Below are 14,464 nucleotides of genomic sequence, written 5' to 3'. Positions count from 1 at the left end.
ATGTGCGGCCTGGTCAGACTGTTGGAAGAGAGTTGCCCTTCGGGCGCGTGGCGTGCGCCACTCCACAGTCGTTCTGACCGCAGAGCGAGAACCGGCAAGGAGACCTCATGTCGTCTGCCCAGGATGTCGACCTGGCGGACTACTACCTACGGGACGCCTGTTCGACACCGCTGCTCAGCGCCGCCGACGAGGTCGCGCTGGCCAAGCGCGTCGAAGCGGGCCTGTACGCGGCCGAACTGCTCCGCGACGCGCCAACGCTCTCCGCCGGGCGGCGGCGGGACCTGCGGACCGTCGAGGCGGACGGGCGAGCGGCCAAGGACCACATGATCCGCGCGAACCTGCGCCTGGTCATCTCGGTGGCCAGGAAACACGCCTTCCGCGGGCTGCCCTTCCTCGACGTGGTGCAGGAGGGCAACCTCGGGCTGATCCGCGCCGTCGAGAAGTTCGACCACGCGAAGGGCTACAAGTTCTCCACCTACGCCACCTGGTGGATCCGGCAGGCCATCGAACGCGGGCTCGCCGACCAGGGACGCGCCGTCCGCTTGCCGTCGAACGTCATGGAGGAGCTGGGGCGGATCAACCGGGCCGAGCGGGAGCTCCGGCGTGAGCTCGACCACGACCCCACCGTCGAGGAGCTGGCCTCGGCGACGGGTGCGCCTGCGACGAGGATCACCGAGCTGCGCCAGGTCAGCAGGGCGGCGCTCAGCCTGGAGACCCCCCTCGGGGACGACGGACGAGCCTGCGTCGGCGACCTCATCGAGGACGGCGACGCGGAGGCCGCCTACGAGGCCCTCGAGTACCGGGAGACCATCGCGGAGCTCCGGGCGCTGGTGGGGACCCTGCCCGCGCGCCAGACACTCATCCTGACCAGGCGCTACGGCCTCGACGGCGAGCGCCCCCGCACGCTGCAGGAGGTGGCCGACGAGGTCGGGGTGACCAAGGAACGCATCCGCCAACTGGAAAAGCAGTCCCTGTGCCAGCTGCGCGACCCCGAGCGCAGCCGGGCCCTGGTGGGCCGGACGGCCTGACCGCGCCGGCCCGCTCTAGTCGGTGCTCGGCTGACCGCCGTGGGGCTTCAGCTGCTCCTTGGCGGGCGAGGGGCGGCGGCGCAGGAGACCATCCTCACACCGGCTTACTGGCCGGTGGTGGCCAGCGGCGGCGAGTAGGCGTGCACGGTCACCGTCGGACCGTCGGCGGGCTCGCGGCGCATTCCGTGGATGAACGTCGAGTCGAAGCGCAATGGTGACTGCGCGTCACCACTCCGCTACCCGTCCGGTTGGTCGGCGGCCAGGACGCGTTGACGTTGGGCGCGGAACACGACGAACAGCAGGCGCAGGCCGAGCAGGGCGCTGATGGCCAGGAGGTTGTAGCCGAACAGCTGGTTCAGCGTGACGGCCGGTGTGATCTTGGGGCCGCCATCGCTGGCCAGCAGGAGGACGGCCATGACGCCGGCCGCCATGCCGGTCATGGCCAGGAGCATCTCGTGGAGCATGCCGGTGAGGACGTGGCGGTCGCGTTCGTCGGCGAAGAGGCGGACGTTGATCGAGAGGCGGCCCTGTTCCAGGGCCGCGGTCACGCGGTCCACCCGGCGGGGGATCCGACGCAGGATCGGGAGCACCGACACGAGCTCCTCGGTCACGGTCTGGCGGACCGACGTGGGGCGCATCCGCTCGCCGATCAGGGTGCCGGCGAAGGCCCTGGACTCGGTCATCATGTTGAAGCTCGGTGAGAGCAGGGTCAGGGTGCCCTCGATCGTGGCGAAGGCGCGGAAGACCGAGGCTATCGCCGGGGGGATGGCCAGCCGGAAGTCCGCCACGATGCGGAACAGGTCGGAGAACATCTCGATCTGCAGCGCCTGGCCCTCGGCCATGTGCCGGGACACCAGCGAACCCAGCGCCCGCTCCAGTCGGTGCTCGTCGATCTGGTCGGGGCGGTCGACGATCTCCAGCAGACCGTCCCTGAGCGCGACGGGGTCGCCGCGGGCGATGGCGGCGAGCATCTCCTGCAGGCCGCTGCGCAGGGTCGCGTCCAGGCGGCCCACCGAGCCGAAGTCGAGCAGGCCCAGCCGGCCGTCGGCGAGCAGCAGGATGTTGCCGGGGTGCGGGTCGGCGTGGAAGACGCCGTGCAGCAGCACCTGGCGGAGCACGCAGTCGAGCAGGGTCTTCGCCAGGCCGCCTCGGCGGGCGGCGTCGACCTCGGCGACGGCGGACCGGATCGGGGTGCCGCGCAGCTGGCCCATCACCAGGACCCGTTCGCTGGACAGCTCCGCGAACACGGTCGGCAGCAGGACGGCCTCGTCGGTGTTGGCGGCGCTCACGGCGGCGATGTTGCGTGCCTCGACCCGGAAGTCGAGCTCCTCGGTCAGGGCGGCGGCGAAACCCTCGGCCAGGTCGACCACGCCGATCGACCTGGCCCACTTCGCCTTCCGGTCCAGCATCGCCGCCATGCGGTGCAGGATGTCCAGGTCCCGCTCGACGATCTTGTCCACCCCAGGTTTGCGCACCTTCACCACGACGTCCTCGCCGGTGTGCAACCGGGCCCGGTACACCTGGGCGATCGACGCGGTGGCCATCGGAGTCTTCTCGAACTCGGCGAAGGCCTCGGTCACCGGCCGGCCGAGCGCCCGGGCCAGCTCACGCTCGACGGCCTCGGGGTCCGCCGGGCGGACGTGGTCCTGAAGCCGGCTCAGCTCGTCGATGAACACCGGCGGCAGCAGGTCCGGCCGGGTGGACAGCACCTGGCCGAGCTTGACGAAGGTGACCCCGCCGTCCTCCAGCGCCCGCCGCAGCGACCTGGCGAGCACCGCGTGCCGCGCCCTGTCGCCGTCGGTCCGCCGCCCGGTGAAGTACGGTCCGATCCCGTGGCGCATCGCGATCCGGCTCACCTGCCAGTACCGCCGCGTCCGGGCGAGCCGGGCACGCAACGAGCGCACCTGGCCCAGCACCCCCAGACCACCGCCGCTGGGCAGCGCCATCTCCGCGAGGAACAGGAACATCAACGTGGTCAGGAACGCGCACCCGGCGATCGGGATGACCAGGCCGACGAACAGGCTCGGCGACGCCTCGGCGGCGGGGAACAGCAGCACCATGATGTGTACGGCGACCGCCCAGCCGGCCGCTGCCCCCAGCAGCGCGCGCACCACGCCGATTCGCACCCCGAGCACCCGCCGGGAGGCGACGACCAGCGGCCAGAGCATGAGCAGGTAGACGGGCAGGCTGAGCAATCCGAAGATCAGTTCGGTCATCCGGTTCCCCGTGTCCGTGCGGCTCCGTTTCGGATGATCCAGCAGCGGGCCTCGGCAGCACAAGCGAACCCGCTCGAGGCTCGGTCGAATCCCGCCGCCGTTCCTGGACGGGATTTGTCCGGGGAGTGACCAGGATTTTGTCTTGCCGGGGAATATTCCGCGTACCAGAATATTCCGCATGCCTTACCTCCTTTCCTCGAACACCGGATGGCGACGCGCACGCGCCTCGATCCCGTTCAACGACTGCGTCGAGGTACGGGCCGACCGGCAGCGCGTCCGCGTGCGCGACTCGAAGGAGAAACCGGGCGCTGAGCTGCGGTTCTACCCCACGAGCTGGGCGGCGTTCGTCCGGCGACTCGGCCACGGCAGGTGACGAATTCGTAGATCGTAACTAGCCCATTCGGGGAGCATCGACACCGAAGTGTTAGTCGGCCCGCAAAAGATCGTTACACGTCGCCTATGATCCCGCCGAACAAGCCATTCCATCGAGGGTGTTGGGGGACGTGGTGGCGGGACGACCGACCGAACGCGCCAAACGACGGGCCGCGGCACTGCGACGCGCACGCGAGAACGCGGGCCGCACCCAGCAGGAGGCAGCCGAGGCCCTCGACCGCAGCCAGCCCACGATCGCGAGGATCGAAGCCGGCACCCGGGTGCCGTCCCCCGACGAACTGCACGCGCTGATGACGTTCTACGACACGCCGCAGCCGCTCCGGGAGGAGATCGAGGGCTGGGCGACCCTGCCCGACGCGCCCGCCCTCGCCGCCCTGTCGCCCAACCGCCACCTGGTCGAGCTGGTGCACGCCGCGGAGCGGGCCGTGGAGATCTTCACCTTCCACAGCGAGCGGACGCCACTCCAGCTGCAGTCCCAGCAGTACGCGCTGCTCCAGTCCCGGCTGGCCGGCGCCTGCCTCGGCGAGACCGACGTGCTGCGCGCACGCGAGGAACGGCGACGGATGTTCACCCGCGACAACCCGCCGCCCTACCACGCGCTGCTCACCGAGTCCTCGCTGTACCGCGCCCCGGGCGGCAGCACTGTCGTAATCCGGCAGCAGGCCGGTCACCTGCTCGACCTGCTCGACCAGTATCCGCAGTTCTCCCTGCGCATCGTGCCCTTCGACGCCCGGCTCGCCTATATCGACACCGACTTCACCTGCTTGCGGATGCCCGGCCGGGAGGCCGACATGGTCTATGTGCCATTCAACCTGGACGGCCGTCTCATAAAAGGCCGAACCGCCGTCCAGGAACGGGAAACCTACTGGTACGAGGCTTATCGCGCGGCGTTGACCGAGGACGACAGCCGGAAATTCATTCATGCCCTCGCACAGCACGGAAATATTCCGACAGCACGCTGAGGACGCCTAATTGCGGTAGCATCTCCTATTCTCCGCGGACGACAAAGGGGAGGCGCCGCCGTGCCAGAACGGCAGCCCGGCTCAGCACCATCGGTCACCGTCCACCTGGAGACGCCCAGCATCGCGCGTGTCCACGACTACTACCTCGGCGGCACGGCCAACTGGGAGGTCGACCGCGCGTTCGGCGACGAGGTCCTCGACCGGTTCCCCCTGATGCGTCGGATCGTGTTCGCCCACCGCCTCTTCCTCAACCGGGCGGTACGACACATGGTGCGCCAGGGGATCCGCCAGTTCCTCGACGTCGGCTCGGGTGTGCCGAACGCGGGTGCCACCCACGACGTGGCGGACGAGCTGGCCCGCGAGACGCGCCGCCCGCCGGAGACCCGCGTCGTCTACGTCGACAACGACCCGGTTGCCGTGGCGCACACCGAACTGCTGCTCGACGCCCGGGGCGACCGCTGCCGGCATGCCGTGGTCGACGCCGACCTGCGCGACCCCGACGCCCTCTGGCAGCTGGCCGTCGAGACCGAGCTGCTGGAACCCGCCGAACCGGTCGGCCTCCTGCTGATCGGCCTCCTCCACCTGCGCCAGCCGGACGCCGAGGGCCAGGAGTGCGTGCCGGCCGCCGTCGCCAAGCTCCGCGAGCTGCTGCCGATGGGCTCGTTCGTCGCCATCTCCCACGTCAGCGACGACGGCGTGCCCGAGGACGTCGGGGCAACGCTGGCCGGCCTCAAGGAGCTCCTCGACAGGTCCGGCAGCGGCGACGTGCACTGGCGGTCCCGATGCGGGATCAGGTCGCTGCTCGGGGATCTCCGCCTCGTCGACCCGGGCTGGCTCCCGGCCACCGAGTGGCGTCCGGAGGAGACCGGGCCGAGCGCGCGGACCACCTCCCTGCCCTGCGAGGAGATCATCTGGGCCGGGGTCGGCAGGAAGGGCTGAGGGCTATCCCCGGCCCCAGCGCAGCCCGTAGGCCAGGCCGGGTGCGAGCCCGCGGAAGCGCACGTGGACCGCTCCCGAGGGGTCGACCGGCACCTCGTCGCCGGGTGACTCGTCGTCGTCGACGTCGCGCTGGAAGCCGGCACGCAGCAGCTGGACCCGGGCCGGCTCACGCCCAGGCGCGAACCGAACCCGCAGGTCGAACAGGTCACAGGCGCGCCGGGGCACGCAGGCGAGGTAGGGGCGGAACATCCGCTCCCCCGGGAACACGTAGCGCAGGCCGAACGAGTGCACCCCGCCCGGGGCGAGCGGCTCGGGCAGGCGCAGGGCGAACCCCAGCCGCTCGCTGGACTCCCTGCGACGCCAGCGCAGCACACCCCCGTGCAGGACCGACACCTCCGGCGCGGGCGGGATCGAGCGGTCCCTGCGGCTGAGCGTCACGGCGAGGTCGAGCTCGTCGAGGCCCGAGGCGTGGGCGACGACGCGGCGCTGCTCGACCACCTCGGGCCGCGGGCCGTCGAGGGCCACCAGCACCCGCAGGTCGGTCGTGTGCCACGCCGCCGGCGGGGGGACGTCCTCGCCCGCGGAGACCCGGTACAGCTGCTCGGCGACGTGCTGCACGGCATCGTCGACGCGGCGGCGGGCGGTGCGTGGGACGTGGCCCAACCGGTCGGCCACCCACCGCACCCGGTCCTCGTACCGGGGCAGGCGGGCCTCGGGGAGCAGACCGTAGCCCGCCATGAGCGCGAGCCGCAGATCCGGCGGCAGTGCCGCGGCACAGCGCTCCAGGGTGGCCGCCACCTTGCGGCGCACGTCCCCCGGGCCGTCCTGCTCGGTCACGCGGCAGGCGACGCGCAACCCCGGACCGATCCGGCCCCGGAGATCCCCGGCGAACACGCCGTTGCCCTTGCGCAAGATCTTGAGCTCAGCCACCAGCACCGCCAGGAAACCCATCGTCTCGTCCTCCCGACGTGTTCAGTGGATCTCCATCGAGATCTCCTCCGCTCCCGTGAGCCCTGGCGCCGGCCACCCTGCCCGAGCTCGATGGATCAGATGTGGAAGGACCATGAACCACGCCGCGGTCATCTGGTCAGTTCCCGGACCCACGAGACCAGCGCGGTTCCCGGCCCGACGAGTGCCCGGCGGCGGACCACCCCGCCGGTGCCGATCCGGCGCAGGGTCGACAGCTCCGCCTCCCCCACGGCGAGCGCGACCACGACCGGACCGAGCGCGGCCAGGTCGGCGTAGGTCGGCGGCCAGCTCGCCGGGTCGCTCGGCTGCCCGTCGGACAGGAAGAGCACGGCCGGCCGGCGCTCGACGGCGGCGAGCCCGTCCAGGTCCCGCGCCATGGTCTCGCGCAGGAGCGTGAAGGCCGGGCCGAAGTTGGTCGCCGAACCGGGTCGCAGCAGCGGCATCTCGGCGATCTCGACCACGGGTGAGAGGGGCAGCAGGACCTCGGCTGTGCCGGAGAACGCGATCACGGACAGCCGGCTGGCCGCGCCCGTGGGATCGGCGAGCAGTGCACGCCGAAACTCCCCCAGGTCCTCGTTGAGCTGCTCGAGATCGCTCGTGACCGACATTGACACGTCGCACACCAGATACAGCAGGACAGCCATTCACCCAGCGTGCGGAGAACACGTGGAGAACATGTGGACCAAGAAGAGATCGGACGGTGACACAACGGCGGGTGCGCGGATGTTGGTATTGCCTCCAACGGCCGAGACTGGGGAGACAGGTTATGGAATTCCGGCTGCTGGGACCGTTCGAGGCATGGCACGACGGCGCCCAGGTGGAACTCGGTGACCTGCAGCAACGGCACGCGCTGGCGGTCCTGCTGCTGCATGCGAACACGCCGGTCCCCGGCGAGCGGCTGATCGACATCATCTGGGGTGAGAACCGGCCCAAATCGAACCTGATCATCGGTTACATCGCGAAGATCCGGCGCGTGTTCCGCGACGCCGGAGCGGACGACGTCGCCATTCTGACCACCCCCACCGGATATCGGCTCGAGCTCGACGAGGACGCGCTGGACACCGTGCGGTTCCACAAGCTCTGCGCCGGCGCCGCCGCGGCCAGGCGCCGGGACGACCCGGCGGGCGCGACGCGGCTCCTGCACGAGGCGGTGGCGCTGTGGCGGGGGGATTTCCTGGACGGCCTGGACATCGACCGGGTCGGGGGCAGCGGGGTGCTGGCGCCGGACGACGCACTGCGCGACGCGGTCGGCGACCTCGCGGAGCTGGAGTTGGCGTCCGGGAACCACCGCTGGGTGCGGGACCGGCTGCGCCCGCTGGTGGACAAGGACCCCACGCACGAGCGCCTCGCCGTCCTGCTGATGCGTGCGCTGCTCGGCAACGGCGACCGGGCCCGGGCGCTGGAGGTCTACCGGCGCACCGAACGGTCGATGGAGGCCTACGGCATGACCGTCCCGCCGGAGCTGCAGAGCCTGGCCAGGCAGGCCAGGTACGGCCCGCCCCGCGGCGACCTGCCGCCCCGGTCCGGCCGCTTCACCGGCCGCCGCGAGGAGCTGGCCGAGATCGAGGCCCTGGCGCCCGGTCGCGACCGCGCTGGCCCGGCCGTGGTCTGGGTCAGCGGGCCACCGGGGGTGGGCAAGACCTCGCTGGCCGTCGAGGCGGCCCACCGGCTCCGCGACCGGTTCACCGACGCGCGGCTGTTCGTGTCGTTGAACGGGTTCACCCCACAGGTGCGGCCCACCACGCCGACCGAGGCCCTGGGCGAGCTGCTGGCCGAGCTCGGCGTGCCGCCCGAGCAGGTACCACGGACGCTGCGCGAGCGGGCCGCGCTGTACCAGGACGAGCTGGCCGGCACCCGCACGCTCGTCGTGCTCGACAACGCCGGCTCGGAGGAGCAGGTACGCGCGCTGCTGCCGAACGCACCGGCGTGCATGGCCATCGTCACCAGCCGCCGGGTCGGCGACCTCGACGTGGCCGACTCGCTGCGGCTCGACCCGATGCCGGAGGCGGAGGCCGTCGAGCTGTTCCGGTCCCTGGCCGGCGCAAGACGGCTGACCGGGTGGACCGAGCGGGTGCGCGAGGTCGTGGCGCGGTGCGGACGGGTGCCGCTGCAGATCACGATCGTCGCCTCCCAGTTCCGCAGGCACCCCGCCTGGCCCCTGGACCACCTGCTCCGGCTGCTCGGCGAGGCCGGTCCGTGGAACCCCAACGGCGGGTTCGACGACGCCGGGGTGGCCGCGTACCTGGTCTCCTACCAGCAGCTCGAGCAGCCGCAGCGCACGCTGTTCCGGCTGGTCGGGCATCTGCCCGGCCACGACCTCGGGCCGGAGGCCGCCGCGGCGATGCTGGGCGGCGAGGTCCACCGGGCCAGGGCGCTGCTCGAGGCTCTGTACCAGGCGAGCCTGGTCGAGGAGTCCCGTCCCGAGCGCTACCGCATGCTCGACCCGCTGAAGAGCTTCGCCTCCTGCGCCCTGCCCCCGCCCGACCCGGCCGAGCACCGCGCGGCGCTCGAGCGCCTCCTGGACTTCTACCTGGCCGCCACGCACGCCGCGATCACCACGGCGTTCCCGTTCGACCGCGACCAGCAGCCGCGGGTGGACACGAGACACGTGGCGGCCCCCGTGTTCGCGGACCGGAGGGCGGCACTGGACTGGCTCGGCGCGGAGTGGCCGAACCTGCTGGCGGCCGTGCGCCACGCCGCCAAGCACGACCACCCGGACCACACCTGGCGGCTCGCCCTGCTGCTGTGGCGCTACTTCCACACCACGGCCAGGCTGGGCGAGTGGATCGAGACACTCGAGCTGGCCAGGGAGGTCACCGCGGGCGACCCGGACAACCTCGAGGGCCACGCGCGCGTGCTGCTGCGGCTGTCCACGGCCCGCTGGCGGGCCGGTGAGCTCGACCACGCCCTCGAGCTCGCCGCCGCGGCGCTGCCGAAGCTGATCCGACTCGGCGACGTGCGGGGCGAGGCTGACGGCCTGTGCGGCATCGCCCTGGTGGCGATCGACCAGGGGATGCACCGCCGCGCGATGGCGCACTTCGAGGCCGCGCTGGTCAAGTACGAGGAGATCGGGCACCGGCGCGGCCAGGCCCATGCGCTCAGCCATCTCGGGTACCTCGACGAGATGCACGGCGAGCTCGAGTCGGCCGAACGCCGGCAGCTGGCCGCGATACCGCTGCTCCGCGCGATCGACCACCGGGCCGGCCTGGCGAACACGCTGGACAACCTGGGCTCGGTCCGCCAGCGGCTCGGCCGGGTCGACCAGGCCCTGGCCAACCACCAGGAGGCGCGCGCGCTCGCCGTCGACATGGGCGACAGCGTCGCCGCGGCCTACGCGCTCACGAACCTCGCCAACGCCTACCGCCGCCTCGGCCGGCTGGACGAGGCGACCCGCCACCACGAACTGGCCGCGGCGGCCTGCCCGGAACCCGACCCGTCGCTGCGGATCCAGCTGCACCTCGACCAGGGAGCCACCCGGCTGGCCAGGGGCGACCTGTCGGGCGCGCTCCGCGAGCTGCGGGCCGGCCTGGCGCTGGCCACCGAGATCGGGGACCGCGCGCAGCGGGCGAGGGCCGACCTCGCCCTCGCCCGCATCCTGCACTCGGTCGACGACCACGCGCGGGCGGCCGAGCACTGGCGCAGCGCCGAGGCCGAGTTCGACGACCTCGAACTGCCCGAGGGCCGCCGGCTCCGCTCGGAGCTGGACCGCCTCGACTGCGCCTGCGCCGGCGACCGGGACTGATCCCCGCGGTGCCCCACCGCGAGGCCGGGCCCGGCCGGCCGGCACCGTTGGTCCCTCAGTCACCCCAGCTGTGCCCGTCGCTGGTGGGCGGCGGCGGGGGCGGCGGGGTCTGCCCGGAGTCGCCGTCGGCCACGGCCACGGTGGCCGCGAGGATCGGCGCCACCAGGACGACGGCGGCCGCACCGGCCGCCGAAACGACTCCCGAAACAATTCGGGACGTACGAGAAATGGACATGACAGTCCTCCGTTGACGTTTCCGTTTTTTGATCCCCCGGGGGTTTCTGACTGGGCCCACCAAGAGCATCAGCCAATTCCGGAAATGCAGCAAGTAGTTTCCACGTAGCTATATTCGGCGCGAAACAGGAAACGCGCCGCGGGCGCTCGGCGGAGAAAGAGACCGGCCCGCGCTGTCAACGTCGACCGGGCCGAACGCGTCCCTTACGTATGGACCGGAACCGGGCACGGCTGGACTGGCTGGACGCCCTGCGCGGCGTCGCGGCCCTGGTCGTGGTGTTCGACCACTCGTCCTACGCCTTCATGCCCGAGCTCCGGCAGGAGCTGATCCCGGAGTTCAACACCAGTAGGTACGGCATCATGGTGTTCTTCCTGGTGAGCGGCTACATCATCCCCGCATCACTCGAGCGGCGGGGAAGCGTCCGCGGCTTCTGGCTCGGACGGGTGTTCCGCATCTACCCGTTGTGGCTGGCCGTGGTCGCCGCCGTCCTCGTCGCCGGCCTGCTGGGCGCGGCGAAGGTCCGCGGGTTCGGCGAGCAGAGCGCCGCGTCCGCGGCCCTCGCCCACGTCACCCTGCTCCAGGAGCTGCTGGGAACGCCCAACCTCCTGCTCGTCCTGTGGACGCTCTCCTACGAGATGGCCTTCTACCTGCTGGTCGTGGGGCTTTTCACGGTCCGGCTGCACCAGCGGTCGGCGGCGGTCGCCCTCATCCTGGCGGGGACGGCGGTGATGGGGGTGACGGCGGGCGTCCTGGTCCCGGGCTCGGCCCTGTCCGCCGCGGTCGGCACCGGCACGCTGGTCGCGCTGGCCTCGGCCGCGATGGTGGTCGCCGTCTGCTGTGCGAGCGTGGGACCGCCCGCGGTGCGGGTGTTCGGCGGCGTGCTGGGCGGGGTGCTGGCGCTGGTCCTGGTCGCGTTGAACGGCACGGTCCCCCTGTGGGAGGGCCTGGTGATCCTCGCCGTGATGTTCCTCGGCACGGCCGTGCGACGGGCCGAGAGCGGACAGCGGAGCCCGCGGTACGCGGCCGGCGTCGCGCTCGTGGTGGTCACCTGTGCGGTGGCCAGCGCGTACCTGTAGGGCGACGGGGCCTAGTTCACCCGGCGCGGCTGGATCGCGGCGTTCCTGCTGGCCGTACTGACCTTCGGGGTCGGCCTGGCGCTGCGCCACCGACGGCTGCCGCGCTGGCTGACCGGCCTGGGGACGATCAGCTACTCGGTCTACCTGGTGCACCCTGTGCTGCTGGCGGTGAGCGACGCCACGATCGGCCGCGGGCGGCAGAACAACCTGGTGCTCGAGGTCGGGTTCTACGCCGTGCTGCTGCCGCTGTGCGTGCTGACCTACCGGTACGTCGAGGCGCCGGCGCAGCGGTGGGGACGACGGCTGGTCGGCCGCGAGCGCGTGCCCGAGCCGGCGCTCAGCCGCGCTGGCTCCCGCTCATAGCCGCGGTGAGCTCCGGGGTCAGCCGGCGGACGGCGGGATGCCCCGGCCAGCGCCGCATGGTGGCCGACAGGCGCTGCACGTCGGCGAGGGCGGTCGCCGAGTCGAGCGCGGCCACCGACTCCAGCAGCTCCTCGACCAGCGCACACGCGTGGTCGATCTCGCCGGAGGCGGCGTGGGCCAGCGCCTGGCGCAGGCCGAAGCGCACCCTGGCGCGGATCGCGTCGGGGGCGATCTTGGCCACCTCCCGGTCGAGCACCTCGGCAGCCCGCCGCGAGTGCCCGAGGTCGTGCAGGCACCAGCCGGTGACGATCGCGACCGGGTCGCTCACGGTCGTGGTGCCGATGACGGGCTCGCCGTCCCTCGGCTGCGCCGCGGCCAGGGCGAGCAGGTCGGCGGCGCGGTCGAGGGCATGCATGCACTCGTCGTAGGCGCCGGCCAGGGCGTGCCCCTGCGCCTCGCGCTGGGCCGCGAGACCGAGGATGCGCGGCGGGAGCTGGGGATCGCGCTGTGCCTGCCTGGCGAGGTCGATCGTCGCCGCCGCGTCGCCCTGGTAGAGCGTGACCAGCGCCTCCCGGACGAGCGCGTAGGCCGCGAGGTCGTGCCGGCCGACACCGGCGGCCATCCGCACCGCCTTCCTGGTCCACCACAGGGCGGCGTTGTCGTCGCCGGACTCCTGGGCCATCCAGCCCGCGTACTCCGCGTTGCGCGCGGCGAGCAGGGTCAGCTCGGTGCGGGCGTGCGGTGAGGACCGCGCGAGTACGCGCAGCATCTGGGCCTGGCTGACCACGACGGGGAAGACCAGGCTCGCGCTGACGGTCTGGCCGAGGCGGCGAGTGTGGTCGAACGCGCTCCTGGACAGGCCGACCACGTCGCCGCCGTGGGCCGGGCGGACACGTCCTGGGATGGACAGGGCCGTAGCCGCGGCCATGCCCATCACCAGGACGTCCCGCCTCCCCACTGGTTGGAAGCCGGACTCGCCGTCTGGACCCAGGCCCATCAGCCACACCTCCGCGTCGTCTTCGCCGGCGCCGAACGCCGAGGCGGCGGAGCTCTCCGCCGCCTCGGCGCGTCGCGCGCCCCTCGGTCGAACGAGTGCCAGGAGCTCCCCGCCGGCGCCGAGGCACGCGTCGCAGCGGCGCGCGAAGTCCTCGGTGGGCCGGGCCAACCCGTTCTCGACCTTGCTCAGGTGGCCCTTGCTGTAGTGCACCTGGCCGGCGAACCGGGCCAGCGAGAAGTCGGCCGCGATCCGCCGGCGCCGGAGCTCGATCCCGAACGCCTCAACACCGTTCACTACTCCATGCTGGGGGATGGTGTCGCATTTCCACATCCGTTTCCCGTTTCCAATTCGGACGGGCCGGGGAGAACGGACAGGGCGTCGCTCACGCGGTCGAGCGCGACGCGGAAGGACTCCTCGGGCAGGTGTCCGAAGCCGACGCGGAACACGCGGTCGGGCTCGGCGAACCAGGCCCCGGGCGCGACCCGGACCTCGCGGGCGGCAAGCGCCTCGTAGAAGGCGGGAACCGCGCCGTCGTCGACGCGGTCGGCCCGCAGCCGCAGGCAGCACATGGCTCCCCCGTCCGGGGGAAGGAACTCGAGGACGTCGGCGTGCTCCCGCGCCCACCGGGTGAGCACGTCCACCGTGCTCGTGAGCAAGGCGCTCCGATCGGCGAGCACCTCCTCGGCCCGGTCGAGCACCTCCACGGCCAGCGCCTCGGCCATCCCCGAGCAGCAGACGGAGGTGTTGAACTTGGCCGCTCGCAACCGTTCCCGCAGCGCGGGGTCGGTCGCGGTCAGCCAGCCGACGCGCAGACCCGGTGCCCCGTGCGCCTTCGACAGCGAGGAGCAGGTCACGACGCGGGGCGAGAGCGCGGCAGCGGAGGCCGGCGGGCGAGCCCCGCCGTAGGTGCTCTCGCGGTAGGTCTCGTCGACGAGCAGGACCGCCCGCGGTGCCAGGACGGTCATCCGCTCGAGGAGGCGGCGCAGCTCCGGCTCGGTGACCCGGACGCCGGAGGGGTTCTGCGGCGAGGCCAGCACCACCAGCCTGGTCTCGGGCGTGAGCGTCGCGGCGACGGCGTCGACCGCCTGCTCGTCGAGCCGGTACCCGCGGTCGAAATCGAGCCCGACCGTGCTGGTCCGGACGGCGAGCGCGTCGAGAACCGCGCGGGTCGGCGGAAAGTACGGGGCCAGGAGGACGGCGTGGTCGCCGGGCCCGCAGGTGGAGAGCGCCACCAGGAACAGCGCCGAGCTCGCACCCGCGGTGACCAGGACCTGGTCCGCGCGCACGCCGGCGCCGGCCGCGACGAGGGCACGCAGGTGGGGGTCTCCCTCGGTGGTGCCGTAGCCGATCTCCACCTTCTCCAGGCGGTCGAGGACGGCCGGGGTGAACAGGTCCCCCAGACGCAGGGACGGGCAGGTGCTCTCCGCGAGGTCGAAGCGGACCGGGCGGTCCACCAGGGCGGACATCGCCGCGTCCGAAAACCTGGGTGGGAGGTCGGTCAGTGGCGTGGTCGAGGTGGTCATGCCTCGGATGGTCGCCCCCGG

General features: G+C 72.3%; 13 protein-coding genes. 7 read left to right on the top strand and 6 right to left on the bottom strand.

What is annotated here, in order from left to right; genetic code table 11:
• The first annotated feature begins 107 nt into the window (after nt 1-107).
• Nucleotides 108-1,028 carry a sigma-70 family RNA polymerase sigma factor gene (locus tag BU204_RS23205; protein WP_075127843.1) on the top strand — a complete coding sequence of 307 codons (921 nt, stop codon included), beginning with the start codon at nt 108-110 and terminating at the stop codon, nt 1,026-1,028.
• A gap of 236 nt (nt 1,029-1,264) precedes the next feature.
• Here the strand turns inward: BU204_RS23205 and BU204_RS23200 are convergent, their stop codons facing one another.
• A complete protein-coding gene (locus BU204_RS23200) occupies nt 1,265-3,244 on the bottom strand; it encodes an ABC1 kinase family protein (protein ID WP_075127842.1) in 1,980 nt (659 codons plus the stop codon).
• A gap of 178 nt (nt 3,245-3,422) precedes the next feature.
• Here BU204_RS23200 and BU204_RS23195 point away from each other — a divergent pair, with 178 nt between their 5' ends.
• From BU204_RS23195 to BU204_RS23185, 3 genes are all read left to right on the top strand, one after another.
• Complete coding sequence (locus tag BU204_RS23195; RefSeq protein WP_075127841.1) at nt 3,423-3,617, top strand: DUF397 domain-containing protein; 195 nt, start codon at nt 3,423-3,425, stop codon at nt 3,615-3,617.
• Nucleotides 3,618-3,747: 130 nt separating this feature from the next.
• On the top strand, nt 3,748-4,599 hold the full coding sequence (locus BU204_RS23190) for a helix-turn-helix domain-containing protein (RefSeq protein WP_075127840.1): 852 nt from the start codon (nt 3,748-3,750) through the stop codon (nt 4,597-4,599).
• A 60-nt stretch (nt 4,600-4,659) separates the two neighbouring features.
• Nucleotides 4,660-5,538 (top strand): SAM-dependent methyltransferase, encoded by an 879-nt coding sequence (locus BU204_RS23185; RefSeq protein ID WP_075127839.1) that lies wholly within the window; start codon nt 4,660-4,662, stop codon nt 5,536-5,538.
• Between the two features lie 3 nt (nt 5,539-5,541).
• Here BU204_RS23185 and BU204_RS23180 read toward each other — a convergent pair whose 3' ends face one another.
• Nucleotides 5,542-6,489: a hypothetical protein gene (locus tag BU204_RS23180; protein ID WP_083661549.1), complete on the bottom strand. Its 948-nt coding sequence runs from the start codon at nt 6,487-6,489 to the stop codon at nt 5,542-5,544.
• 128 nt (nt 6,490-6,617) lie between these two features.
• Nucleotides 6,618-7,151, bottom strand: a complete 534-nt coding sequence (locus tag BU204_RS23175; RefSeq protein WP_143229669.1) for a vWA domain-containing protein — start codon at nt 7,149-7,151, stop codon at nt 6,618-6,620.
• A 122-nt stretch (nt 7,152-7,273) separates the two neighbouring features.
• Between BU204_RS23175 and BU204_RS23170 the strand changes: the two genes are divergently transcribed.
• A complete protein-coding gene (locus BU204_RS23170; RefSeq protein ID WP_233160509.1) occupies nt 7,274-10,249 on the top strand; it encodes an AfsR/SARP family transcriptional regulator in 2,976 nt (991 codons plus the stop codon).
• 55 nt (nt 10,250-10,304) lie between these two features.
• Here the strand turns inward: BU204_RS23170 and BU204_RS39280 are convergent, their stop codons facing one another.
• Nucleotides 10,305-10,484 carry a hypothetical protein gene (locus tag BU204_RS39280; RefSeq protein ID WP_143229668.1) on the bottom strand — a complete coding sequence of 60 codons (180 nt, stop codon included), beginning with the start codon at nt 10,482-10,484 and terminating at the stop codon, nt 10,305-10,307.
• Nucleotides 10,485-10,693: 209 nt separating this feature from the next.
• Between BU204_RS39280 and BU204_RS23165 the strand changes: the two genes are divergently transcribed.
• Nucleotides 10,694-11,560 (top strand): acyltransferase family protein, encoded by an 867-nt coding sequence (locus tag BU204_RS23165; protein WP_198942970.1) that lies wholly within the window; start codon nt 10,694-10,696, stop codon nt 11,558-11,560.
• A gap of 33 nt (nt 11,561-11,593) precedes the next feature.
• Nucleotides 11,594-11,923: an acyltransferase family protein gene (locus BU204_RS40840; RefSeq protein ID WP_332888589.1), complete on the top strand. Its 330-nt coding sequence runs from the start codon at nt 11,594-11,596 to the stop codon at nt 11,921-11,923.
• Here BU204_RS40840 and BU204_RS23160 read toward each other — a convergent pair.
• A complete protein-coding gene (locus BU204_RS23160; RefSeq protein ID WP_233160507.1) occupies nt 11,898-13,214 on the bottom strand; it encodes a helix-turn-helix domain-containing protein in 1,317 nt (438 codons plus the stop codon). The genes BU204_RS40840 and BU204_RS23160 overlap by 26 nt on opposite strands.
• The gene (locus BU204_RS23155; protein ID WP_075127836.1) at nt 13,214-14,443 is read right to left on the bottom strand and encodes a pyridoxal phosphate-dependent aminotransferase; all 1,230 of its coding nucleotides are present in this window, start codon (nt 14,441-14,443) and stop codon (nt 13,214-13,216) included. Before BU204_RS23155 ends, BU204_RS23160 begins: the two co-directional genes overlap by 1 nt.
• Nucleotides 14,444-14,464 lie beyond the last annotated feature (21 nt).

Origin of the sequence: Actinophytocola xanthii, from assembly GCF_001921205.1 — a bacterium.
Lineage (GTDB): Bacteria > Actinomycetota > Actinomycetes > Mycobacteriales > Pseudonocardiaceae > Actinophytocola > Actinophytocola xanthii.
Note: the sequence above shows the minus strand (reverse complement) of the source record. Positions and strands in the feature narration are given on the sequence as shown.